Below are 21,974 nucleotides of genomic sequence, written 5' to 3' on the forward strand. Positions count from 1 at the left end.
ATGGGCGGATGAGCACCCCCGTCCTGGTCGAGATCACCTCCGGCGCCGTCGTCCTCCGCGACCCGGAGGGTCCGCTCGTCCGCGTCGACGAGGCGGGCTACCTCCGCGGCGACGGGGTCTTCGAGACCGTCGCGGTCCTCGACGGACGTCCCCGCGCGCTCGGCGAGCACCTCGAGAGGCTGGCCGGATCGGCCCGGGCCGTCGGGCTGACGATCCCGGAGGCGCCCCTCTGGTCCCGAGCGGTCGACCTCGCCGTGGCGGAGCACGATCGGGTCGACGACCTGACGGTCCGCTTCATCGCCGCCCACGGCTCGGGCGACTCCGCCCGGTGCACCGTGCGCGCGGCTCCGACTCCCGACTCGAGCGCTCTCCGGGAGAAGGGCGCGGCCGTCGTCGTGCTGGACCGCGGGTACGCGAGCGGTCCGCTCGCGCCGTGGCTGCTCCCGGGCGTCAAGACCACGTCGGGCGCCGTCACCCGGGCGGCACTGCGCGAGGCGGCGTCCCGGTGCGCCGACGACGTGGTCTGGCGCACGAGCGACGGGCTGCTCCTCGAGGGGGCGACGTCGAGCCTGGTGCTCCTCGGCGACGGGGTGCTCGCGACGCCGCTCTCGGGCAGCGTGCTCGCCGGCACGACGGTCGAGCGGGTCCTCGCGCTGGGCGAGCGCCGCGGGCTCGCGTCGTCGCGCCGCGAGCTTCCGGTCTCGGCGCTCACCGGTGCCGATGCGGCGTGGCTGGTGTCGAGCACCCGGCGGGCGATCCCCGTCCGCTCGGTCGACGGCGCACCGCTCGCGATCGACGCGGGCCTGACGGCGGCGTTCGAGGCGGGGCTGCTCGCCGGCTGATCGCGTCCGCGGCTCGGACTCCCTGCGCGTCAGGCCGCTGCGGCCAGCGCGCGGGAGGTGTGCGGGCCGACGCCGGCCTCCTCCGCGTCTCCGAGATCGGCGAGCGTGTCGACGTCCAGCCTCAGCGTCGACGAGCCTGGCAGCACGACGACGGCGCAGCCCGCGTCGCGGTGCCGGGCCAGAGAGCCCGGGCCGAACGCCGGAGCGACGAGGGCTCCGGCCGCCAGCAGGAGCGCCGTGGTGCCGCTCCCCTCGCGGTCCGGGACGACGGCCGGGAGCGACCGCGTCGCGAGCGCCTCGGAGAGGTCCGACGGCAGCAGGGCGGGCAGGTCCCCGGTCAGCACGATCACCGGGGCGCCCGGCCGGCGGTGGAGGGCGGCCTCGGCTCCCCCGGACACGGCGGCGTCGAGGGTCCCCGGGTCGGGCACCACCACCAGCTGCGGGTGCTCCGCCCGTGCGCGGTCGGCCGCACCGGCGTCGGAGGTGACCAGGAGAAGGCTCGCCACCGGCTCCGCGGCGGCCACGGCGGCGAGCGTGTCCAGGAGGAACGCCTCGGCCAGCGCCGCGCGGCCCGGCACGTCGAGGCGCGTCTTCGAGCCGCCGCGGCCCTTGAACACGACGACCGCGCTCCAGCCGGTCACGCGCGCTCCTCGCGCGAGGCGGCTCCGGCCGCGAAGCCCTCGGCGAAGGCCTCGTCGGCGCCGAGGCGGAACATGTCGTCGGGGCCCGTGCGGGTCAGCGTGCGGGCGCCCGGGCTCTCGACCCCCGTCACCAGGCGGGCGAGCCCGCGGACGACGGCGACGGGGCGACCGCTCGCCTTGCCCTTCACCAGGTCGCCGAGCGCGGCGATCTCGTCCGCCACGGCCGGCATGGTCACTCCGAGCGTGCGCCCCAGCGCGTCGACTCCGCCGCGGAGGTCGTCGATCACGAGGACGCCGGCGGCCCCGATGGCCGCGTCGGTCTGTCCGACCCGCCACGCGCGACCCAGGGTGTCGCTGACGAGCACACCCACCTCCACGCCGAGCCGCTCCCGGAGACCCGCGCAGAGGGCCCGCGCCGAGGCGTCCGGGTCGACGGGGAGGAGGAGGACCGTCCCCTCCGCGACGTTGCTGGCATCGACTCCGGCCGCCGCCTGCACGATCCCGAGGCGGTTCTCCACGATGCGGGTGACGCCGGAGCCGTGCGCCCGGGTGGCGACGACGCGGACGGTCTCGGCCGTGATCGCGTCCTCGCGGTCGGCCGCGGCGACGACGCGCCCCTCCGCCTTCGAGACGATCTTGCTCGTGACCACGAGGATGTCGCCGTCCGCGGGCCGGTCCTCCTCGGCGGCGGCGACGACGGCCGCGAGGATCAGCTCGAGCACGTCGTCACCGGGAGTCACCTCCGGGATGCCGTCGAGGGCCCAGGCCTGCACGCGCGTCTCGCTCACCGGTCCATTCTCCCGGCTGCCGCGGGCGCACGGGTCCACGGCCCGAGATCGCCCGGGTGGACGACCGGCTGCGCCTCAGCCGGCGGCGAGGTACGCGGCGACCGCGGGCGGCACGTAGGGGGCGACGTCGCCGCCGAGGGAGGAGACCTGCCGCACCAGCGAGCTCGACACATGGGCGTGCGCGGGATCGGGCAGGAGGAACACCGTCTCGACGTGCGCGAGGTTGCGGTTCACGATCGCCATGGGGGTCTCGTACGCCACGTCGACCTGCGAGCGGATGCCCTTCACCAGGATGCTCGCGCCGACGTCGGTGCAGTAGTCGACGAGCAGGCCCATGCTCCACGAGGCGACGACGATCCGCCCCTCGACCCCCGCCTCCGCGATCGACTGCTCGATGAGCGAGACGCGCTGGGCGATCGGCAGCAGCGCGGTCTTGGCGGGGTTGTGCACCACCACGACGTGCAGCTCGTCGACCAGGCGCGCGGCCCGCTCGATCACGTCGAGATGACCGAGGGTCACGGGGTCGAAGGAGCCGGGGACGACGGCGATGCGGGCCATGCCGACAGAGTAGCGGGCGGGCACCGCCTAGCTCTTGGCGAGGAACTCCCGGTCGCGGTCCTGCACGCGGCGCGCGAGCGCGGCACGGAGCCGGTCGTGCGCGGCGAGCGACGGGTCCTCCGCGAGGAGCCGCTCGGCCAGCGCCCGCGCCTCCACGATCACGTCCGCGTCCTGCACCACCCGCAGCAGGCGGAGCGACGAGCGCCCGCCGGACTGCGAGTCGCCCAGCACGTCACCCTCGCGGCGCAGCTCCAGGTCGACCTCGGCGAGCGCGAAGCCGTCGAGCGTCGCGGCGACCGCCTCCACCCGCTCGCGTGCGACCGTCCCCGCCTCCGCCGCCGTCACGAACAGGCACACCCCCGCGACGCCGCCGCGCCCGATGCGCCCGCGGAGCTGGTGCAGCTGCGAGACCCCGAACCGCTCCGCGTCGAGCACGACCATCATCGAGGCGTTCGGCACGTCCACGCCGACCTCGATGACCGTCGTCGACACCAGGACGTCGATCTCCCCCGCGGCGAAGGAGCGCATCACGGCGTCCTTCTCCTCCGTCGTCATCCGCCCGTGCAGCGCGGCCGACCGGCGCTTCCCGAGCAGCGGATGCGCGCGCACGCCCTCCAGCGTCGCCGCGACGGTCGTGAGCGGCGCGGCGGCGTCCTCCTCGGGCGGCTGCGCGCCCTCGGCGGGCTCCCCCGGCTCGATCGCCGGGCAGACGAGGTAGACCTGGTGGCCCGAGCGGATCTCCTCCTCGGCGCGCTCCCACGCCCGCGCGATCCACGCGGGATGGTCGGCGAGCGGGACCACGTGGCTCGTGATGCCGGGGCGCCCGGCGGGCAGCTCGCGGATGGTCGAGGTGTCGAGATCGCCGAAGACCGTCATGGCGACGGTCCGCGGGATGGGCGTGGCCGTCAGCACCAGCACGTGCGGTGGGGTGGCGCCCTTCCGGCGCAGGGCGTCCCGCTGGTCGACGCCGAAGCGGTGCTGCTCGTCGATCACGACGAGGCCCAGGTCGTAGAAGGAGACCGCGTCGCCGAGGAGGGCGTGCGTGCCGACGACGATCTTCGCCGTGCCCGAGACGATCCGGAGGAGGGCCGCGCGGCGCTGCGCCGCCCCCAGCCCGCCGGTGAGGAGGGTCGGCACCAGCTCGGCCGCGAGCTCCGGGCCGAGGGTCCTCGCGATCGAGCGGAGGTGCTGTCCCGCGAGCACCTCGGTGGGAGCGAGCAGCGCCGCCTGCCCGCCGCTCTCGGCCGTGGCGAGCATCGCCCGGAGCGCGACGAGGGTCTTGCCGGAGCCGACCTCGCCCTGCACCAGCCGGGTCATCGGGCTCTCGGCGGCCAGATCGGCGGCGATCTCGTGCCCCACCTCGGTCTGGTCGCCGGTGAGGGCGAAGGGCAGCGCGGCGTCGAAGCGCTCGAGCAGCCCGCCGGGGCCGGGCACGCGGGCGGTCGCGGGGCTGCTGCGCGCCGAGGCCCGGCGCTCGAGCAGGGCGAGCTGCAGGAGGAACGCCTCGTGGAAGCGCAGCGTCTCGCGCGCCTGCGCCTCCTCGCCCTCCCGCTGCGGGCGGTGGATCAGCTCCAGCGCCTCGCCGAGGCCCAGCAGCGAGCGGCCGGCGCGCACCTGCTCGGGCATCGGGTCGGGCACGTCGCGCAAGCCGTCCAGCAGCACGCCGATCGCGGCCTGGAGCTGCCAGCTCGAGATCGCGCTGGTCGCCGGGTAGATCGGGATCGGCCGCTCGGCCCAGTCCTTCGCGAGCTCACCGCCTCCCGTCTCCGTCGCGGCGGCCTCCTCGTCGTCGAACAGGCGGTAGTCGGGATGCGTGAGCTGCGGGGTGTCGCGGAACATCGAGACCGTGCCCGCGAAGATCCCGCGCACGCCGCGGTGGAGCTTCGCCGCGCGCCAGGGCTGTCCGAAGAACGTCAGCGAGAGCGTGCCCGAGCCGTCCGAGATGACGACCTCGAGCAGAGTGCCGCGCCGGTTGCGCATCGGCCGCTCGCGCACCTCGCGCACCTCCGCCACGATCGTCACGCTCTCTCCCACGGGGAGACGCGAGAGCGCCGTCAGCTCGCCCCGCTTCGCGTAGCGGCGCGGGTAGTGGCCCAGGAGCTCGCCGACCGTGCGGTACCCGAAGGCCTTCTCGACCGCACTCGCCGTGCGCGGCCCGATCAGCGGCGCGAGCGAGGCGTCGAGGGGGTCCGGGATCACCTAGCGATCATAGGTCGGACCTCGGACGCGCGAGCCGGGCGACCGGGTCCAGCGCCGAGCGCGGCACGACCGACGCGAGCACCCGACGACCGGCACCCGCGGAGCCGCGGAGCGCGGCGGCCACGGCGGTCGCGTCGTCCCACGCCTCCGACTCGCTCGCGGACGGCGAGTAGCGCCGGCGCTCGACGCGCTCCCGGAGCCCCTGCAGACGTGCCGCCGCTCCGGGGTCGAGGGCGGGAGCCATGCGGGCCTCCTGCGCGCGCGGAGACTCCGTGTCCTCCACGGGGACGCCCAGGTCGCGGGCGGTCGCCAGCAGCTCGGCCCACGCGGCCTCGACGGAGCCGGAGCGCGCGGACCGGCGCCGCAGCGCGCGCTGGACGGCGCGCATCAGCCAGGGGACGAGCACGAGCAGCAGGAGCAGCACCCAGAGCGTCGCCGCGGGAGCCGCCGTGGTGCTCGAGGCGCCGACGGCACCGGGGGTCGGCGTCGCCGACGCGGCCGTCGGAGTGGGTGTCGCGGCGGGAGCGCTGGTCGCACCGGGCGCGGTGGTCGCGGTCGAGCCCGGGGCGGTGGGGCCCGAGGACGCCGTCGCGCTCGGCAGGGTGTACGAGGCCGGAGCGCCGCGGCTGGGCGTCGGCTCGAAGGGCAGCCAGCCGACCCCCTCGAAGTACAGCTCGGGCCAGGCGTGCAGGTCGGAGGAGAGGACGCGGTAGGTGGTCAGGTCGCTGCCGCCGGAGGGCACGACGGAGCCGGGCTGGTAGCCGATGGCGAGCCGCGACGGGATCCCGAGCTCGCGCGCCATCACCGCCATCGCCGAGGCGAAGTGGACGCAGTAGCCCTCCTTCGTCGTCAGGAACGCCGAGAGCACGCCGACTCCGTCGCCGTCGTAGCCCTCCTCCGCGGGGGTGTCCTCGGAGTAGCGGAACTCGGACGAGCGGAAGTACGTCTGCAGCGCGCGCGCCCGGTCGTAGGCGGTCGGAGCCTCCGCCGTGACCTCCTCCGCGGTGGTGCGGACGATCTCGGGCACGTCGTCGGGGAGCGAGAGGTACCGGTCGACGCCGGACGGCGCGGGCGCGGCGAGCAGCTGCTGCGGGTCGGGCTCGAGCCGCAGCGCCTGCACCTGGTAGTCGTCTCCGGAGCGGGTCGTCGCGTCGCCGCGGATCGAGCCGTCCTGCGCGTCCTGGAGCCAGCCGTCGCCGACGCCCGTCAGCGACGAGACCGGATACGGCACGGGGAGCCACTGGCTCCGCAGCGTCTCCACCGAGACGTCGACCTCCTCCGCCTCGCGCGGCACGCTCTCGGAGAGCCCCTCGGGCGCGATCGGCGCCTCGATCGGAGCGGTCTGCTCCGTCTCGCTCGGCGCCCAGTCGTCACCGTCGAAGTCCGAGACGGTCAGCACGCGGAGGTAGACGGGCAGGTCGGAGTCGGTGGCGTAGCGCAGCACGGTCACGGGGTTCGGGCGGCGCAGGTCCGCGCCGAGAGCGACCACCGGGTCGATCGCGCCGTTGAAGAGGCTGCCGGAGACGCCCGAGGGGGCGGTGGTGCGCGCGTAGCCTGCCGCCGAACCGGCGACTACTCCCGCGCCCAGGACGACGACGGTCACGGCCGCGAAGGCGGGCAGCACGGCCGCGGCCGCGCTCGGGCCGCTCGGGCGGCGAGGGGCGGCCGTGGCGGCGAGCACGCCCGCGTAGGCGAGCGCAGTGACGACGAGGCTCGCCCAGGACACCTCGGAGGGGTCCACGATCGCCGGCACCGCGAGCAGCGCCGCAGGGAACAGACCGGCCAGGGCGGGGAGGCGGACGGAGAAGGCGAACAGGTCGGCCGCCCAGGCGAGCACGACCACCCCGCCGATCAGGAGGAACGAGATGCCGTCGTCGGCGATGGCCGGGAGCCCCTGCTGGGCGATGGACTGGAAGCCGCCCTGCGCGAGCGCCTCCGCCTGCGCGACGGCGCCGGGCGTGGGGATCACGAACAGCAGGGCCCGACCGGGCACGAACATCGCGGTCAGCACGCCGACCATCGTCAGCGTGCCGAGGATCGGCGGGACGACGGGGTGCACGCGCAGAGCCCGGGCGGCGGCCGGGACGCCGAGCACCACGGCGACCGCGCTCGCGAGGAGCACCAGCCAGTCGACGCCGACGAGGAGCCGCCCGATCCCGGCGGCGGCGGCCGTGATCGCGAGGAAGAGCAGACCGCTCAGAGGAGCCGACCCGGCGCGCGGATCGCTCTCGACGCGGCGGCTCACGCCACCACCCGCAGAGCGAGAGCCTGCGCCCACGCCTCCTCGACGGAGGCACTCGGGTCGACGGACACCGCGTACCAGCCGAGCGAGGCGAGAGCCGCCTCCTCCTCAGCGGTGCCGGCGACGACGAAGGCGATCGCGGGGCGCGACTGCGCGGCCAGGGAGCCGAGGGCGTCGAGGTCCGACTCGAGGAGTCGGGTGAGGACGGCGAAGACCGGTCGCACTCCCCCGGTGTCGCGCATGTCGGCCGAGATCCGGGTCACCGCGTCGACCGACTCGCGCGAGGGCGCCAGCTCGGCCAGGCGCAGCAGCACGTCGTGCGCCACCTCGCGCTCGTCCTCCGAGTGCTCCGGCTCGCCGTCCGCACCCGTCTCGACGAGGTGGGTCTCGAAGCCGCGGTCGAGCAGGTGCACGGCGAGGGAGGCCGTCATCGACACCGCCCACTCGAGCCGGTCGTCGCCGCGCCGCTCGAGCACGCGCTCGGCCCGGGTCTCGAGGAGGATCCACGCGTGCGGATCGGTGTTCTGCTCGTCCTGGCGGACCATGAGCTCACCGGAGCGGGCGCTCGCCCGCCAGTGCACCCGGCGCATGGCGTCCCCCGGGCGGTAGTCGCGCGGGATCACGTCGTCCGTGCCGGCGCCGGCTGTCGCGTGCGCGACCGGGCTCGATCCGCCTGCTCCGTGCGCGTCCAGGACGTCGCTCTGGAGCGGCACGACCCGCGGAGTCACGACGAACGGCTGCGCAGCCCCCACGACGCTCTCGCGGAGCGCGAGCCCGAGGCCGTCGCCGCGCACCAGGCGCAGCGGGCCGATGCGGTGGATCCCGCGCCGCTCGGCGGGCAGACGGTAGCGGGCGCGCACGCGGCCGCCCGACGGGACGCCCGGCAGCCCGAAGACGCCCTCGGCGACCGGCCGGCCGACGACGACCCCGCGCTCCACGCGCTCGAGCCGGTCGTGGGCGCGGGCCCCGCTGCGGACGGCGCGGCCGCGGTTCTCGAGCAGCACGTCGACCTCAACCACGTCGCCGGCCGCGACGGTCTGGGGAGCGAAGCGGCGCTGCACCCGGAACGACGCCGGCGCCAGGAGCAGGGAGACGAGCGCGCCCAGGGGCAGGCCCAGCAGCACCAGGCCGACGAACAGCAGCTCGCGGAACTCTGTCAGCGGCGCGATCACCACTCCCGCGACGCCCAGCAGAACGAGCGCCCAGCCGCGCAGCGTCAGCGCGATCCCGCGGAGCGCGGGCAGACCGCCGAGACGGGACGACGGCGTCTCGGCGGGGCGGGCCTCAGTCGCCACGGTTGCCGAAGGGGACGGGGGTGGCCGCGACGATGCGCTGCACGATCTCCGTGACCGAGTGCGAGGATCCGGCGCCGGAGCGGCCGGGGAGGCGGGTGGCGGGCAGGAGGCGGTGGCCGAGCACGGGGACGGCGAGCGCGTCCACGTCGTCCGGCACCACGAAGTCGCGGTCGCTGAGAGCGGCGAGCGCCTTCGCGGCGGCGATCAGCTGGAGCGTGGCGCGCGGGCTCCCCCCGAGCCGCAGCTCGGGGTCCACCCGCGTGGCCTGCATGATCGCCACCACGTACTCCTGAACGGGCGGTGCGACGTACACGGAGCGCACGTAGGCCATCATCCGCTCGAGCTCGGCGAGGCCCACGACGGGCCGCAGCTCCTCGAGCGGGCTGGCCGAGTCGCGGGTGCGGATCATCTCGAGCTCGGCGCGCTCATCGGGGTAGCCGAGCGAGAGGCGGGCCATGAAGCGGTCGCGCTGGGCCTCGGGCAGCGAGTAGGTGCCCTCCATCTCGACCGGGTTCTGCGTCGCGATCACGGCGAAGGGGCGCGGGAGGAGGTGGGTGGTGCCGTCGACCGAGACCTGGCGCTCCTCCATGCACTCCAGCAGCGCCGACTGCGTCTTGGGCGAGGCCCGGTTGATCTCGTCGCCGATCAGGATGTTCGCGAAGACCGGGCCCGGCTTGAACTCGAAGTCGCGGGTCGCCTGGTTGTAGACCGAGACCCCCGTGACGTCGGAGGGGAGCAGGTCGGGCGTGAACTGGATGCGCGCGACGCTGCCGCCGACCGAGGCCGCCAGCGACTTCGCCAGGACCGTCTTGCCGGTGCCGGGGACGTCCTCCATCAGGAGGTGCCCACCGGCGAGGAACACCGTCAGCGCCATCGAGACCTCGGCCGACTTGCCGTCGATCACGCTGGTGAGGTTCCCGAGGACGGCGCCGCAGTGCGCCGTGAACTCCTCGCGGGTCAGGGGCGTCTCGGGTGCCGCCCGGCGGCCGACAGCGGAGCGGGTGTCTTCGAGCGACGTCATAGCTACGGATTCTCGCAGTCCTGACGGGAAAAGGGTCCAGGTTCCGCGAGTTCGCAGTGTGCCGCCAGGCGGGAGCCGCGCGGCGGCCACCGGACGCCGCAGGCAGGGGTGCCGCCCTATGCTCGGTCCGGTGACCAGGATCATCGCCGGATTCGCCGGCTCGCTCACCCTCCGGGTCCCGCGCGCGGGCACCCGCCCCACCAGCGACCGCGTGCGCGAGGCCGTCTTCTCGGCCCTCGAGGCCCGGGACGCCCTCGACGGCGCGACGGTGGTCGACCTCTACGCGGGCTCCGGCGCCCTCGGGCTCGAGTCGGCCAGCCGCGGAGCGAGCGCGGTCGTCCTGGTCGAGCGCGACCCGAAGGCCGCGAGGACCGCGGGCGAGAACGCACGGGCGATCGCGACCGCGGCGGCCAAGAACAAGCGGCCCGCCCCGCGGATCGAGGTGGTGACCGGCTCGGTCCGCTCCTTCCTCGACGGCTCCCCGGCCCTCAATACGGACACGGTGTTCCTCGACCCGCCCTACGACCTCGGCGAGGACGACCTGGCCGCCGATCTCGCCGGTGTGCTGCCGCTGCTGCGCGAGGACGCGGTGGTCGTCGTGGAGCGGAGCTCCCGCAGCCCGGAGCCGCGCTGGCCTGCGGGCCTGGAGCGGGAGCGGAGGAAGGACTACGGCGAGACCACCATCTGGTGGGCGTCACCGGCGTCGCTCGCGTCGCCCGTCTCGCCCGCTTCCTCCACGGCCGGCTGACCGGCCTCAGCCCGCCGCGCCGTCCCAGCCGAGGTACGGGTCCCAGCCCCCGCGCCCCTCGAGCGCGACCCCGCCCAGTCGCACCTCCGGGTCCCCCTCGCGGACGGCCCCGAGCGGGACGAAGCCCTCCGGCAGCGCCGCGGCGGGCGGGAAGCACGCGAGCATCGCGTGGTCCTCGCCACCTCCCAGCACCAGCGCCCTCGCCAGGTCGAGGTCCACGCCCTCCACCCCCGTGAGCCCGCGCGCGTGCACGTCGACCGCCGCGGCATCGAGGTCGATCGCCACTCCGCTCGCACGCGCCATCCGACGGGCGTCGAGCACCACGCCGTCCGAGACGTCCATCATCGCGGTGGCGGTCCCGCCCGCGGCCTCGCCCGCGGAGATCGGCGCGGTCGGGCGCAGCTGTGCCTCGAGGAGGGACGGATGCCGCTCGCGGAGCCGGTCGGCGAGGTCGGCCGACGGCTCCCCGTCCCGCCGCGCCTGCTCGAACAGCAGGCGCAGCCCGAGCCCCGCTCGTCCCAGCGGGCCGGCCACGGCGAGCACGTCCCCCGGCCTCGCACCGCTGCGGAGCACCGGCGGTCGTCCGTCGAGCGAGCCGAACGCCGTGATCGAGAGCGTCAGTGTCGCGGAGGCGGACAGGTCTCCCCCGACGACTCCGCATCCCGGCGCCATCGCGGCGCAGCCGGCGGCGAGTCCGCCCGCGATCCCCTCCAGCACGTCGACGCCCAGCGACTGGGGCGCCGCGAGGGCGACGACGAGCCCGGTGGGACGGGCTCCCATCGCCGCGACGTCGGCGAGGTTCGAGGCCGCCGCCTTCCAGCCCAGGTCCGCCGGGCTCGACCAGGCCAGCCGGAAGTCGGGGCCGTGCACCATCATGTCCGTGGTCACCACGAAGCGGCCGTCGGGAGCCCGCAGCACCGCGCAGTCGTCGCCGGGCCCGACCAGGGTCTCCGCGCCCGGGCCGCCGAGCCGGGCCAGCACCCTCGCGAGCACCTCGCCCTCGCTGAGCTCGGCCAGGGTGGGACTCCGATCCTCTGCCATGGTTCACACGCTAGCGTTGACGGCGATGTCCCCCCGCCGACTCCGCTCCCCCCTTCTCGCCGCCGCCGCCGTCCTGCTGCTCTCGGGCTGCTCGGCCAGCGTCGCCCTCGAGCCCGCCGCCGATGCGACGAGCACCGGCTGCGCGGAAGTCTCGGTGCGCCTGCCCGACGTGGTCGCGGAGCAGCCCGAGCGCGAGACGAACGCTCAGGGCACCGCCGCCTGGGGCACCCCGGCCGCCGTCATCCTCCACTGCGGAGTCGAGGTGCCCGGCCCGACGACGGACCTCTGCGTGAACGTCAGCGGAGTCGACTGGATCATCGACGAGACGCAGAAGGACGAGGACATCTACACGCTGACCACCTACGGTCGCGATCCCGCGGTGGAGATCACCGTCGACCAGAGCCGCGCGTCCGGATCCTCCGCCGCGCTCGACCTGGCGAACGCCGTCTCCTACGTCCCGCAGACGCGCGAGTGCACCGACGTCTCGGACGCCGACACCCTCGATCCGACGGACACGCCCACCGGCTGAGCTTCAGCGTCAGACGCCGAGGGCTCGACTCGCTGCGGTGAGCGCACCATCGGAGGTCGCCCCCAGCTCGCGCGCGCGGGACGCGAACACGGCGGCCGCGGCCTGCAGCTCGCGCTCCAGCGCGTCCACGCCTCCCGCGACGACCGTGCCCGCCCGGCCGCGCGTCTCGACCAGGCCCGCCGACTCCAGCTCCCGGTAGGAGCGGGCGACCGTCCCCGCGGCGACGCCCAGCGTCTCGGCCAGCGCGCGCACCGGCGGCAGCCGCGTGCCGACCGGCAGCTCGCCCGCGGCGATCAGAGCGGTGATCTGCTCACGGATCTGCTCGAAGGGCGCCGCGGCCGCGCCCGCCTCGACGCGGAGCGCGAGCGCCGACGTCATCGGGCGGCGACCGGGACGCGGTCGAGCGCCGAGTCGAGCAGCTCGCTGATCAGGTCCGGGTAGTCCACGCCGCTCGCGCCCCACATGCGCGGGAACATCGAGACCGGCGTGAAGCCGGGCATGGTGTTGATCTCGTTGACGACGAAGCCGTCGGCGGTGAGGAAGAAGTCGACCCGGGCGAGGCCCTCGGCTCCGATCGCGTCGAAGGCGCGGATCGCGAGGGACCGCATCTCGGAGAGCTCGCCGTCGGTGAGATCGGCCGGGCAGACCAGCTCGATGCCGGACGCCCCGAGGTACTTCGCCTCGAAGTCGTAGAAGCCGCGGCCGGTGACGACCACCTCGCCGGCGACGGAGGCGCGGGCCGGAGCACCGCGGCGGCCGCCGAGCACGCCGATCTCTACCTCGCGGCCGACGATGCCCGACTCGATCAGCACCCGCGAGTCGTGCGCGAACGCCTCCTCCAGCGCGGCCTCGAGCTGCTCGCGCTCGTCGATCCGGCTGACGCCCACGCTCGAGCCGGCCCGCGCCGGCTTCACGAACGCGGGCAGGCCCAGCTCGTCGAGGGCCGAGGAGGCGTCGCCCGGGTCGGCGCGCCACTCCGCCTCGGTCACGAGGTACCAGGGCGCCACCGCGAGGCCCGCGGCCCGCAGCACCGTCTTGGTGAAGTGCTTGTCCATGCCGAGCGCCGACGCGAGCACGCCCGAGCCGACGTAGGGCAGCCCGACGAGCTCGAGCATCCCCTGGACGGTGCCGTCCTCGCCCCACGGGCCGTGCAGGATCGGCAGCACCACGTCGACCTCGCCGAGCGAGCGCGTCGCGCCGTCCTCGGTCGTCACGGTGAGCTCACGCGAGAGGGCCGACTCCGGCCAGCGCACACGGGAGCCGTCGTCCTCGACGCGGGGCAGCGACGCGGCATCGAGAGCGAACTTCTCAGGACGGTCCTCCTCGAGCACGAAGGCGCCGTCGGAGGTGATCCCGACGGGGATCACCTCGAAGCGGTCACGGTCGATCGCCCGCAGCACCCCGGCCGCCGTTGCGCAGCTGATCGAGTGCTCGCTGGAGCGCCCCCCGAACAGAACGGCCACGCGGAGCTTGCTGGTCATCGAGGTTCCTCTCACCCTGTGGCTCGTCCGAATCCGTGGTCAGGTGCGGCGCGATGTCCTTCGGATCGAGCGTACCGGCGAGCACCTGCGACACCTGCTCGACGATGGGCATGTCGACTCCCCTGGCGCGCGCCAGCTCGAGGACCGGCGCGACGGAGGCGAGCCCCTCCGCCGTCTGCTGCATCGACTTCACCACGTCGGTGAAGCTGTAGCCCTGGCCGAGCAGGCGCCCGGCCGTGTTGTTGCGCGAGAGGGACGAGCTCGACGTCGCGATGAGGTCGCCGAGCCCAGCGAGTCCGGCCATCGTCTCGGCCCGTCCGCCGTACGCGACCGCGAAGTCGGTCATCTCGGCGAGACCGCGCGTGATGATCGATGCCTTCGTGTTCTCGCCGTAGCCGACGCCGTCGACGATGCCGATCGCCACGGCGATGAGGTTCTTCAGCACGCCGCCGAACTCGGTGCCGATCACGTCGGTGTTGACGTAGGAGCGGAAGTAGCGGTTGGTCGCCGCGAGAGCCACCTCCTGCGCGGTGACGAGGCTCTCGGAGGCGATGACCGCCGCGGTCGGCTGCTCCTTGGCGATCTCGAGGGCGAGGTTGGGCCCGGAGGCGACGGCGATCCGGTCGAGAGAGACCGGCAGCATCTGCGCGATCACCTCGCTCATCCGCTGGCCGGTGCCCTTCTCGACGCCCTTCATCAGGCTCACCAGCACCGTGCGCTCGGTGAGGAACGGCGTGATCGCCTCGAGGTTGCTCCGCAGCGACTGCGACGGGATGGAGAGGTAGACGTGGTCCGCGCCCTCCAGCGCCTCCTCGATGCGCGGCGTGGCCCGGATGTTGCGCGGGAGGTTGATGCCGGGGAGGTAGTCGCTGTTGCGCTTGGCCTCGGTGATCTCGCGGGCCAGCTCGGCGCGGCGCGCCCACATCACGACGTCGGAGCCGCCGTCGGCGAGGATCTTCGCGAACGTGGTGCCCCAGCTGCCGGCGCCGAGGACGGCGACGCGGCGGGGCACGGGGATGGGCGCCTTCCTACTGCTCGGACTCAAAGCGACCCGTGCCCTTCTGGTTGTGCTCGGAGGGGTTCCAGCGCTTCTCGGGCGCCGCCTCGCCGCGCAGCTCCTCGAGCAGGGCGGTGATCGCCGCCATCACGACCGCGGAGGCCTCGTTGAGTGTGGCGGAGTCGAGGCTGCGTCCGCGGAAGGCGGACAGGTCGACGGGGTCGCCGACGATCACGTCGACGCGCTTGCGGCGGAAGAGGGTGATCCGCTTGGAGTAGCGGCCCATCAGCTGCTGCGCGCCCCAGTGCGCGACCGGGACGACAGGCAGGCCGTACTGCAGCGCCATCCGCACCGCTCCCGTCTTGCCGCGCATCGGCCAGAGCTCGGGGTCGCGGGTGAGGGTGCCCTCGGGGTAGATGATGACCGAGCGGCCCTCGTCCACGAGAGCCTTGGCGGTCTTCAGCGGCTCGCTGCCGCGGACCGAGCCCGAGCGCTCGACGGGGATCTGCCCGGAGCCGCGCAGGATCGAGCCGAGCACGGGCACCGAGAACAGCGAGGCCTTGGCGAGGAAGCGCGGTGCGCGGCCGGCGCGCCACAGGGTCCAGCCCGTGATGATCGGGTCGATCTCGCTGTAGTGGTTCGGCGCGAACACGAAGGCCCCGGTGCTCGGGATCTTGTCGCCGTTCCGGATCCGCAGGTCGACCGAGGCGGTCATCACGGGGATCACCGCCGCCGCGAGGAACCAGAAAATGGACGGACGGCTTCGCTCAGACACCCGCCCATCCTCGCATCCCGCATCGGAGGGGCCGCGTCCCCACGCCTGGGAGCAGCGGGGCCCCGCGGTGGGAGGAGCGGCCCGGCCGCCGGGTACGGTACCGGCATGCCCCGTCCGCGTCGCCGCCCGTCGCCGTGGGACGCCGTCGGCAGGGCCCTCGGCCGCCTCGCCGACTCGCCGATCGCGCTCTCCGGCCTGGTGCTCCTGATCGTGTGGGGAGTCGTGCTGCTCGCCACGCAGGCCGGACGCGATGCGGCCGCGCTCGGCGACGGCCTCCTGCTGACGCTCGCGGTCCTCGTCGGCGGCTCGGCGTCAGTCGCCCTCGTGATCGGCGGGGTCGACGCCCTCTGGCGCGTGGCGGTGGCACCGCTCGCCCACGTCGAGGCGGAGGCGACCGGCGGCGTCGCGGTCCTCGGACGCGGCCGGCTCGGAGCGGGCCTCCGTCGTGTCGAGCCGCGGTTCCCGCTGCCGACGCTGCGGCCCTACGCGGTGGTCGTGCCGCGCCGCCGGGGACTGACCGTCTCCTTCGGCGACTGGGGCATCGTCGTGCCCTGGGCGCGGATCGCGCGGCTGGAGCGGCGGTGGGTGCTGGTGGGCCTGCGTCCGCGCGAGGCCCTCGAGGTCGTCCTGGCCGGCACGCGGCGCGGACGCCTGACGCTGGTCCTGGTCGAGTCGCCCGGACCGCTGGGCCTCCGGCCCGCGCCGGAGACGACGCTCGCGCTCCTCGAGAAGCGGATCCGGGGACGCCTGGAGGAGGACGCGGAACCGCCCGCTTGGGGCGCGCCCGGGCGCGACAGGACCCCGGGCCGCTGAGGACGGTCGTCCTCCGCGGCACCGGGGTCCCGGTGGGCGGCTACGCGTCGAGCGAGAAGTCGGCGCCCAGCAGCTCGAGCTTGGTGAGGAAGTTCTCGTAGCCGCGGCTGATGATGCCGACGTTCGAGACCGTCGAGGTGCCCTCGGCCGAGAGCGCCGCGATCAGGTGCGAGAAGCCGCCGCGCAGATCCGGCACGACGATGTCGGCGCCGTGCAGCTTCGAGGGTCCCGAGATCACGGCCGAGTGCATGAAGTTGCGCTGCCCGAAGCGGCAGGCCTGCCCGCCGAGGCACTCGCGGTGGATCTGGATGGTCGCGCCCATCTCGACGAGCGCGTCGACGAAGCCGAAGCGCTGCTCGTAGACGGTCTCGTGCACGATCGAGACGCCCTTGGCCTTCGTGAGCGCCACGACCAGCGGCTGCTGCCAGTCGGTCATGAAGCCGGGGTGCACGTCGGTCTCGATGATGACCGGCTTGAGCTCGCCGCCCGGGTGGTAGAAGCGGATGCCGTCCTCGGCGATCTCGAACGCGCCGCCGACCTTGCGGAAGACGTTGAGGAAGGTGGTCATCTCCTGCTGGCGGGCGCCGCCGACGAAGATGTCGCCGTCGGTCGCGAGGGCCGCGGCCGCCCAGGAGGCCGCCTCGTTGCGGTCGAAGAGCGCGCGGTGGGAGTAGCCGGTGAGCCGGTCCACGCCCTCGATGCGGATCACGCGGTCGGTGTCGACCGAGATGATGGCGCCCATCTTCTGCAGGATGTTGATCAGGTCCATGATCTCGGGCTCGATCGCCGCGCCCGAGAGCTCGGTGATGCCGGAGGCGCGCACCGCGGTCAGGAGGACCTGCTCGGTCGCTCCGACGCTCGGGTAGGGCAGCGACACCTTGGCGCCGTGCAGGCCCTCGGGTGCCGACATCCGGATGCCCGAGGGCAGCTTCTCGACGACGGCGCCGAAGTTGCGCAGCACCTCGAGGTGGTAGTCGATCGGGCGGTCGCCGATGCGGCAGCCGCCGAGGTCGGGGATGAACGCCTCGCCCAGGCGGTGCAGCAGCGGGCCGCAGAAGAGGATCGGGATGCGGCTGGAGCCGGCGTGCGCGTCGATGTCGGCGAAGTGCGCGGACTCGACGTTGGAAGGGTCGAGGATCAGCTCGCCCACCTCGGCGCCCTGCTTCACCTTGACGCCGTGGACTTCGAGCAGGCCCTTCACGACGCGGACGTCGCTGATGTCGGGCACGTCGCGGAGGGTGGAGGCGGTCTCGCCGAGCAGCGCCGCGACCATCGCCTTGGTGACCAGGTTCTTGGCCCCCTTGAGCTCGATCCGGCCCACCAGCGGTCGCCCGCCGTTGATGGTGATCCGCTCGGTCGTCATTCCCACCCGTGCTCCCGACGCCTTGGCGTCCTGCAGGGCCTTGGCGTCCTGAAGAAGTGTGTTCACGCTATTTCACCGGCAATGTCTTGGGCCGCCAGCTCTCGCGGCGGGTCTCGAATTCGGAAATGAGCGCTTCGTCGCGCAGGGTCAGGCCGATGTCGTCCAGGCCCTCGATCAGGCGCCATCGAGTGTAGTCGTCGATCTCGAAGTCGAAGGTCTCGCCACCGGCGGTGACCGTACGCGCAACCAGATCCACCGTCGGTTCTATTCCCGGGGTGCCCTCGATGATCTCCCACAGCCGCTCGACGTCGGGCTCCGAGACGACGGCCGCGAGCAGTCCCTGCTTGCCGGCGTTGCCCCGGAAGATGTCGCCGAAGCGGGGGGAGATGACGACCCGGAAGCCGAAGTCGCGCAGCGCCCAGACGGCGTGCTCGCGGCTGGAGCCGATGGCGAAGTCGGGGCCGGCGACGAGGATGCCGGCGCCGCGGTAGCGCTCCTGGTTGAGGACGAAGTCCGCGTCCTGCCGCCAGCCGTGGAAGAGCGCGTCCTCGAAGCCGGTCTTCGTGATGCGGCGGAGGTAGATGCCGGGGAGGATCTGGTCGGTGTCGACGTTGGCGCGCTTCAGGGGCGCGGCGATCGCGGTGACGGTCTCGAACTTCTGCACGGTCAGACTCCTGCTCTCTCGCGGACCGGCTCCAGATCGGAGGGACTGGAGAGGGTGCCGCGCACGGCCGTGGCCGCGGCGACGAGGGGCGAGACGAGGTGGGTCTTCGCCCCCTTGCCCTGACGACCCTCGAAGTTGCGGTTGGACGTGGAGGCCACGCGCTCCCCCAGGACGAGCTGGTCGGTGTTCATCCCGAGGCACATCGAGCAGCCGGCGAAGCGCCACTCCGCGCCGAACGCGGTGACGATCCGGTCGATCCCCTCGGCCTCGGCCTCGAGCCGCACCCGGGCGGAGCCGGGGACGACCATCACGCGGACGCCGGGGGCCTTGGTGCGCCCCTCGACGACGGCAGCGAAGGCCCGCAGGTCCTCGATCCGCGAGTTGGTGCAGGAGCCCATGAAGACCACGTCGACCGGGATCTCCTTCATCGGCGTGCCGGGCTCCAGCGCCATGTACTCCAGCGCTCGCAGAGCGCTGGCGCGCTCGTTCGGATCGTCGAGGACGTCAGGGTCCGGTACCGCCTGCGAGAGCGAGACGCCCTGGCCGGGGTTCGTGCCCCAGGTGACGAACGGCTCGAGCGCGTCGGCGTCGATCACGACCTCGGCGTCGAACACGGCGCCCTCGTCGCTCGGCAGCGTCCGCCAGTAGGCGACCGCGGCGTCCCAGTCCTCGCCCGCCGGAGCGTGCGGGCGGCCGTGCAGGTAGGCGAAGGTCGTCTCGTCCGGCGCGACCATGCCGGCCCGCGCACCCGCCTCGATCGACATGTTGCAGATCGTCATCCGGCCCTCCATCGAGAGCGCGCGGATCGCGGAGCCGCGGTACTCGAGGATGTAGCCCTGGCCGCCGCCGGTGCCGATGCGGGCGATGACCGCGAGGATGATGTCCTTGGCCGTCACCCCCTCCTTCAGCGTGCCCTCGACCGTGATCGCCATCGTCTTGAAGGGTTGCAGCGGCAGCGTCTGCGTCGCCATCACGTGCTCGACCTCGCTCGTGCCGATGCCGAAGGCGATCGCGCCGAACGCGCCGTGCGTGGAGGTGTGCGAGTCGCCGCAGACCACCGTGACGCCGGGCATCGTCAGGCCCAACTGGGGGCCGACGACATGCACGATGCCCTGCTCGACGTCGCCCAGGGAGTGCAGGCGGACGCCGAACTCGCCGGCGTTGCGGCGCAGCGCGTCGATCTGGGTGCGGCTGATCGGATCCTCGATGGGGCGTCCGATCTCGAGGGTCGGCGTGTTGTGGTCCTCGGTGGCGATGGTGAGGTCCGGCCGGCGCAGCGGGCGCCCCGCGGCACGCAGGCCGTCGAACGGCTGCGGGCTGGTCACCTCGTGCAGCAGGTGCAGGTCGATGTAGAGCAGGTCGGGAGCGCCGTTCTCGCCCGCGACGACGACGTGGTCGTCCCAGACCTTCTCGGCGAGGGTGCGCGGCTTCTCGGCTCTCCTGCCGGTCCCTGCTCCACTCGACGCGGGCGCGGCTGTGCCGGGTGTGGTCTCGATCATGACGGTTCCTTCTCCTCCTGGAGTCGCTGCTCGGCCGGGCGAGGCACCGCGACGAGGGAGGCCGTCAGTTCGAGGTCTCGTCGCGGCACGGAAGGAGGTGCGGGCCACTCAGCATGGACCGAGAATAGCACCGCGCTCCCCCGCCTCCCGGGCGGGCGCGGCACGGAGTCGCCCGGCTCAGGCGCGGGCGTCGAGCACGGCGTCGACGACGACGACGGTGACGTTGTCCCGTCCGCCGGCCTCGACCGCCGCACGCACGAGCGCCTGAGCGAGGTCGGCAGGGTCGCCGGAGTCGCGGCGGGCGAACAGGGCGGCGATCCGCTGGTCGGAGAGCTCCTTCGTCAGCCCGTCGGAGCAGAGCAGGTAGCTGGCGCGCGGCACGACGGGCAGCGTCCAGACGTCCGTCTCGACCTCCTCGTCGGCGCCGAGGGCGCGGGTGACGATGTTGCGGTCGGGATGCGACTCCGCCGACTCGGGGGTGAGCAGGCCGGCCGAGACGAGCTCCTGCACGGCGGAGTGGTCCACCGTCAGCTGCTGGAGTTCGGCACCGTCCCAGCGGTAGACGCGGGAGTCCCCGACGTTGAACAGCGCCCAGCGGGCCGGGCCCGCGGGCTCGGGGAGCACGAGCATCAGCCCGGTCAGCGTCGTGCCGCAGAGCGCACCGCCCACGTCGAGCGCGCGCACGGCCGTGTTGGCGCCCTCCACCAGGTCGAACACCGCGTCCACCGGACCCAGGCTCGTCGGCCGGTTCTCGCGCAGCGCCTCGACGGCGGCTGCGCTCGCGAGGTCCCCTCGTGCGTGCCCGCCCATCCCGTCCGCGACTGCCAGGAGCAGCTCGTCGGCGAGGAGGTCGTCCTCGTTGACGCGGCGGACGGCGCCGACGTCGGTGCTGCTGCTGACGGCGAGCCGCAGCGCCCCCTGGGGCAGGTCGACCGTGGTCGTCGTCATCGCGGGATCACTTCTCCTCGGCGGAGGACCGGGCGTCGTCCGCGACGACCTCGGGGTGCCCGTCGTGCAGCTGGATGTGGCGGTGCTCGCGGCGCATCTTCGCCAGGCTCGCCAGCGTCGCCACGGTCATGCTCAGCACGATGACCACGAGCGAGGTGATCGTGTCGATGTCCCACACCGGCACCGGCTCGCCCCCGTTGAGGAAGGGCAGGTCGTTCTCGTGCAGGGCGTGCAGGACGAGCTTCACGCCGATGAAGGCGAGGATGAACGCGATCCCGTACTTGAGGTACTCGAGCTTGTCGATCAGCCCGCCGAGCAGGAAGTAGAGCTGGCGGAGCCCCATCAGCGCGAAGACGTTCGCGGTGAACACGATGAAGGGGCTCTCGGTGATGCCGAAGATCGCCGGGATCGAGTCGAGCGCGAAGAGCAGGTCGGTCGAGCCGATCGCGAGGAACACGATCAGCATCGGCGTGAAGTGGCGCGTGCCGTCGATCGTGGTGCGGATCCTGGAGCCGTCGAACGAGTCCGAGATCTTGACGCGGCGGCGCAGGAGCCGGATGAGCAGGTTGTCGGTGCCCTCGTCCTCGTCCTCCGCGCCGAACGCCTGGTTCCAGGCCGTGTAGACCAGGAACGCGCCGAAGAGGTAGAAGATCCAGCTGAAGCTCTCGATGAGCTGCGCGCCGAGCAGGATGAAGACGCCGCGGAAGACCAGCGCGATGATGATGCCCACCATCAGCACCTCCTGCTGGAGCTTCGCCGGCACCGCGAAGCGGCCCATGATGATGACGAAGACGAACAGGTTGTCGACCGAGAGGCTGTACTCGGTCAGCCAGCCTGCGACGAACTGGCCGGCCAGCTCGCCGCCGCCGAGGATCAGCATCAGCAGCGCGAACACGAGCGCCAGCGACACGTAGAAGCCGACCCACAGCCCCGACTCCTTCAGGCTCGGCACGTGCGGGCGCTTGTAGACCAGCAGCAGGTCGGAGGCGAGGATCAGGCTCAGGACGACGAACGAGCCGATCACGAACCAGACGGGCAGATCGAGCATGGGGGCCTTCCGAGTGGATGAGGGGCCGAAAGTCTCTCCCCGGGGAGCGGACGGCCGTGCCGGTCCGCGTCACCCGTCCCGCCCCGGCGCCGCGCAGGGGCGGTGCGTACTGACGGGAGCGGAAAGGCGGGATACTCCCCTTCGCGGATGCGATCCTAGCGCCGATCCGGCGGGATGCGGCCCCGGGGAGGCGGAGCGGGAACGAGGCGATCGGCGCGATGCGTCGAGCGGGTGCCGCGTGGCGAGCACCCGGGTGTTAAACGAGAAGAACCCCCGGTCAGACCGGGGGTTCTTCTCGTGTTGCCGTGGTGACCCCAGCGGGATTTGAACCCGCGTTACCGCCGTGAGAGGGCGACGTCCTAGGCCGCTAAACGATGGGGCCGCGTTTTTGCAACTCGAAGAGTGTTGCACACGGATCCGCATCGACGCAAATCGAGCACCCGGCCCATCCGGTCTCCGCTCGGCCCCGGCCTTGCCCGCCG

Annotated in this window: 21 protein-coding genes and 1 tRNA gene; 4 read left to right on the top strand and 18 right to left on the bottom strand. The window is 73.6% G+C overall.

The features are described 5' to 3' along the window. The first annotated feature begins 8 nt into the window (after positions 1-8). Positions 9-842 (top strand): aminotransferase class IV, encoded by an 834-nt coding sequence (locus tag C5C74_RS03325; protein WP_104225627.1) that lies wholly within the window; start codon positions 9-11, stop codon positions 840-842. 29 nt (positions 843-871) lie between these two features. Here C5C74_RS03325 and cofC read toward each other — a convergent pair whose 3' ends face one another. From cofC to C5C74_RS03360, 7 genes are all read right to left on the bottom strand, one after another. Continuing rightward, entirely contained in the window at positions 872-1,483 is a 612-nt protein-coding gene (gene cofC, locus C5C74_RS03330; protein ID WP_104225626.1) for a 2-phospho-L-lactate guanylyltransferase, read from the bottom strand. Next, positions 1,480-2,271 (bottom strand): coenzyme F420-0:L-glutamate ligase, encoded by a 792-nt coding sequence (locus C5C74_RS03335; RefSeq protein ID WP_258064085.1) that lies wholly within the window; start codon positions 2,269-2,271, stop codon positions 1,480-1,482. The genes cofC and C5C74_RS03335 overlap by 4 nt, the downstream gene beginning before the upstream one ends. 75 nt (positions 2,272-2,346) lie before the next feature. Continuing rightward, positions 2,347-2,829, bottom strand: coding sequence for a pantetheine-phosphate adenylyltransferase (gene coaD / locus C5C74_RS03340; RefSeq protein WP_104223138.1), 483 nt, complete (start codon positions 2,827-2,829; stop codon positions 2,347-2,349). A 27-nt stretch (positions 2,830-2,856) separates the two neighbouring features. Further along, entirely contained in the window at positions 2,857-5,028 is a 2,172-nt protein-coding gene (locus C5C74_RS03345) for an ATP-dependent DNA helicase RecG (RefSeq protein ID WP_374953488.1), read from the bottom strand. Between the two features lie 7 nt (positions 5,029-5,035). Further along, complete coding sequence (locus C5C74_RS03350; protein WP_104350979.1) at positions 5,036-7,273, bottom strand: DUF3488 and transglutaminase-like domain-containing protein; 2,238 nt, start codon at positions 7,271-7,273, stop codon at positions 5,036-5,038. Then, positions 7,270-8,565, bottom strand: a complete 1,296-nt coding sequence (locus C5C74_RS03355; RefSeq protein ID WP_104350980.1) for a DUF58 domain-containing protein — start codon at positions 8,563-8,565, stop codon at positions 7,270-7,272. Before C5C74_RS03355 ends, C5C74_RS03350 begins: the two co-directional genes overlap by 4 nt. Continuing rightward, positions 8,555-9,586: a MoxR family ATPase gene (locus tag C5C74_RS03360; RefSeq protein WP_104237904.1), complete on the bottom strand. Its 1,032-nt coding sequence runs from the start codon at positions 9,584-9,586 to the stop codon at positions 8,555-8,557. Before C5C74_RS03360 ends, C5C74_RS03355 begins: the two co-directional genes overlap by 11 nt. Before the next feature lie 130 nt (positions 9,587-9,716). Here C5C74_RS03360 and C5C74_RS03365 point away from each other — a divergent pair, with 130 nt between their 5' ends. Beyond that, a complete protein-coding gene (locus tag C5C74_RS03365; RefSeq protein WP_104350999.1) occupies positions 9,717-10,334 on the top strand; it encodes an RsmD family RNA methyltransferase in 618 nt (205 codons plus the stop codon). A 6-nt stretch (positions 10,335-10,340) separates the two neighbouring features. Here C5C74_RS03365 and thiL read toward each other — a convergent pair whose 3' ends face one another. Beyond that, positions 10,341-11,375 carry a thiamine-phosphate kinase gene (gene thiL, locus C5C74_RS03370; RefSeq protein WP_104289004.1) on the bottom strand — a complete coding sequence of 345 codons (1,035 nt, stop codon included), beginning with the start codon at positions 11,373-11,375 and terminating at the stop codon, positions 10,341-10,343. 25 nt (positions 11,376-11,400) lie between these two features. On the opposite strand from thiL, the gene C5C74_RS03375 reads away from it, so the two are divergent. After that, positions 11,401-11,904, top strand: coding sequence for a DUF3515 family protein (locus C5C74_RS03375; RefSeq protein WP_104223096.1), 504 nt, complete (start codon positions 11,401-11,403; stop codon positions 11,902-11,904). Positions 11,905-11,913: 9 nt separating this feature from the next. On the opposite strand, the gene C5C74_RS03380 is transcribed toward C5C74_RS03375, so the two are convergent. Genes C5C74_RS03380 through C5C74_RS03395 form a run of 4 tightly spaced genes read right to left on the bottom strand, consistent with a single transcriptional unit; the run spans position 11,914 to position 15,157 of the window. Beyond that, positions 11,914-12,282: a GntR family transcriptional regulator gene (locus C5C74_RS03380; protein WP_104223095.1), complete on the bottom strand. Its 369-nt coding sequence runs from the start codon at positions 12,280-12,282 to the stop codon at positions 11,914-11,916. Beyond that, positions 12,279-13,385, bottom strand: a complete 1,107-nt coding sequence (locus C5C74_RS03385; RefSeq protein ID WP_104223094.1) for a D-alanine--D-alanine ligase family protein — start codon at positions 13,383-13,385, stop codon at positions 12,279-12,281. The genes C5C74_RS03380 and C5C74_RS03385 overlap by 4 nt, the downstream gene beginning before the upstream one ends. Beyond that, on the bottom strand, positions 13,282-14,397 hold the full coding sequence (locus C5C74_RS03390; protein WP_181027083.1) for an NAD(P)H-dependent glycerol-3-phosphate dehydrogenase: 1,116 nt from the start codon (positions 14,395-14,397) through the stop codon (positions 13,282-13,284). Before C5C74_RS03390 ends, C5C74_RS03385 begins: the two co-directional genes overlap by 104 nt. 16 nt (positions 14,398-14,413) lie before the next feature. After that, on the bottom strand, positions 14,414-15,157 hold the full coding sequence (locus C5C74_RS03395; RefSeq protein ID WP_244229445.1) for a 1-acyl-sn-glycerol-3-phosphate acyltransferase: 744 nt from the start codon (positions 15,155-15,157) through the stop codon (positions 14,414-14,416). Between the two features lie 105 nt (positions 15,158-15,262). On the opposite strand from C5C74_RS03395, the gene C5C74_RS03400 reads away from it, so the two are divergent. Next, positions 15,263-15,970: a hypothetical protein gene (locus C5C74_RS03400; protein WP_104350981.1), complete on the top strand. Its 708-nt coding sequence runs from the start codon at positions 15,263-15,265 to the stop codon at positions 15,968-15,970. A gap of 40 nt (positions 15,971-16,010) precedes the next feature. Here the strand turns inward: C5C74_RS03400 and murA are convergent, their stop codons facing one another. The 6 genes from murA to C5C74_RS03430 all read right to left on the bottom strand — a co-directional run bounded on the left by murA (position 16,011) and on the right by C5C74_RS03430 (position 21,874). Continuing rightward, positions 16,011-17,333, bottom strand: a complete 1,323-nt coding sequence (gene murA, locus C5C74_RS03405; protein ID WP_181067970.1) for a UDP-N-acetylglucosamine 1-carboxyvinyltransferase — start codon at positions 17,331-17,333, stop codon at positions 16,011-16,013. Between the two features lie 67 nt (positions 17,334-17,400). Beyond that, entirely contained in the window at positions 17,401-17,997 is a 597-nt protein-coding gene (gene leuD / locus C5C74_RS03410) for a 3-isopropylmalate dehydratase small subunit (protein WP_104223089.1), read from the bottom strand. Between the two features lie 2 nt (positions 17,998-17,999). Continuing rightward, a complete protein-coding gene (leuC, locus tag C5C74_RS03415) occupies positions 18,000-19,496 on the bottom strand; it encodes a 3-isopropylmalate dehydratase large subunit (RefSeq protein WP_104223088.1) in 1,497 nt (498 codons plus the stop codon). Positions 19,497-19,673: 177 nt separating this feature from the next. After that, positions 19,674-20,444, bottom strand: a complete 771-nt coding sequence (locus C5C74_RS03420; protein ID WP_104350982.1) for a PP2C family serine/threonine-protein phosphatase — start codon at positions 20,442-20,444, stop codon at positions 19,674-19,676. A 7-nt stretch (positions 20,445-20,451) separates the two neighbouring features. Then, positions 20,452-21,492: a TerC family protein gene (locus tag C5C74_RS03425; protein WP_104350983.1), complete on the bottom strand. Its 1,041-nt coding sequence runs from the start codon at positions 21,490-21,492 to the stop codon at positions 20,452-20,454. A 306-nt stretch (positions 21,493-21,798) separates the two neighbouring features. Further along, positions 21,799-21,874, bottom strand: a tRNA-Glu gene (locus C5C74_RS03430). Positions 21,875-21,974: the final 100 nt, after the last annotated feature.

It is taken from the genome of Rathayibacter sp. AY1E8 (assembly GCF_002931415.1).
GTDB lineage: Bacteria > Actinomycetota > Actinomycetes > Actinomycetales > Microbacteriaceae > Rathayibacter.

What these genes read in the sequence shown, in the direction of transcription:
- C5C74_RS03325 (WP_104225627.1), top strand. Translation starts at nt 9, where the DNA reads ATGAGCACCCCCGTCCTGGTCGAGATCACCTCCGGCGCCGTCGTCCTC.
- coaD (WP_104223138.1), bottom strand. Translation starts at nt 2,829, where the DNA reads ATGGCCCGCATCGCCGTCGTCCCCGGCTCCTTCGACCCCGTGACCCTC.
- C5C74_RS03360 (WP_104237904.1), bottom strand. Translation starts at nt 9,586, where the DNA reads ATGACGTCGCTCGAAGACACCCGCTCCGCTGTCGGCCGCCGGGCGGCA.
- thiL (WP_104289004.1), bottom strand. Translation starts at nt 11,375, where the DNA reads ATGGCAGAGGATCGGAGTCCCACCCTGGCCGAGCTCAGCGAGGGCGAG.
- C5C74_RS03375 (WP_104223096.1), top strand. Translation starts at nt 11,401, where the DNA reads ATGTCCCCCCGCCGACTCCGCTCCCCCCTTCTCGCCGCCGCCGCCGTC.
- C5C74_RS03380 (WP_104223095.1), bottom strand. Translation starts at nt 12,282, where the DNA reads ATGACGTCGGCGCTCGCGCTCCGCGTCGAGGCGGGCGCGGCCGCGGCG.
- C5C74_RS03385 (WP_104223094.1), bottom strand. Translation starts at nt 13,385, where the DNA reads ATGACCAGCAAGCTCCGCGTGGCCGTTCTGTTCGGGGGGCGCTCCAGC.
- C5C74_RS03400 (WP_104350981.1), top strand. Translation starts at nt 15,263, where the DNA reads ATGCCCCGTCCGCGTCGCCGCCCGTCGCCGTGGGACGCCGTCGGCAGG.
- murA (WP_181067970.1), bottom strand. Translation starts at nt 17,333, where the DNA reads ATGACGACCGAGCGGATCACCATCAACGGCGGGCGACCGCTGGTGGGC.
- leuC (WP_104223088.1), bottom strand. Translation starts at nt 19,496, where the DNA reads ATGATCGAGACCACACCCGGCACAGCCGCGCCCGCGTCGAGTGGAGCA.
- C5C74_RS03420 (WP_104350982.1), bottom strand. Translation starts at nt 20,444, where the DNA reads ATGACGACGACCACGGTCGACCTGCCCCAGGGGGCGCTGCGGCTCGCC.
- C5C74_RS03425 (WP_104350983.1), bottom strand. Translation starts at nt 21,492, where the DNA reads ATGCTCGATCTGCCCGTCTGGTTCGTGATCGGCTCGTTCGTCGTCCTG.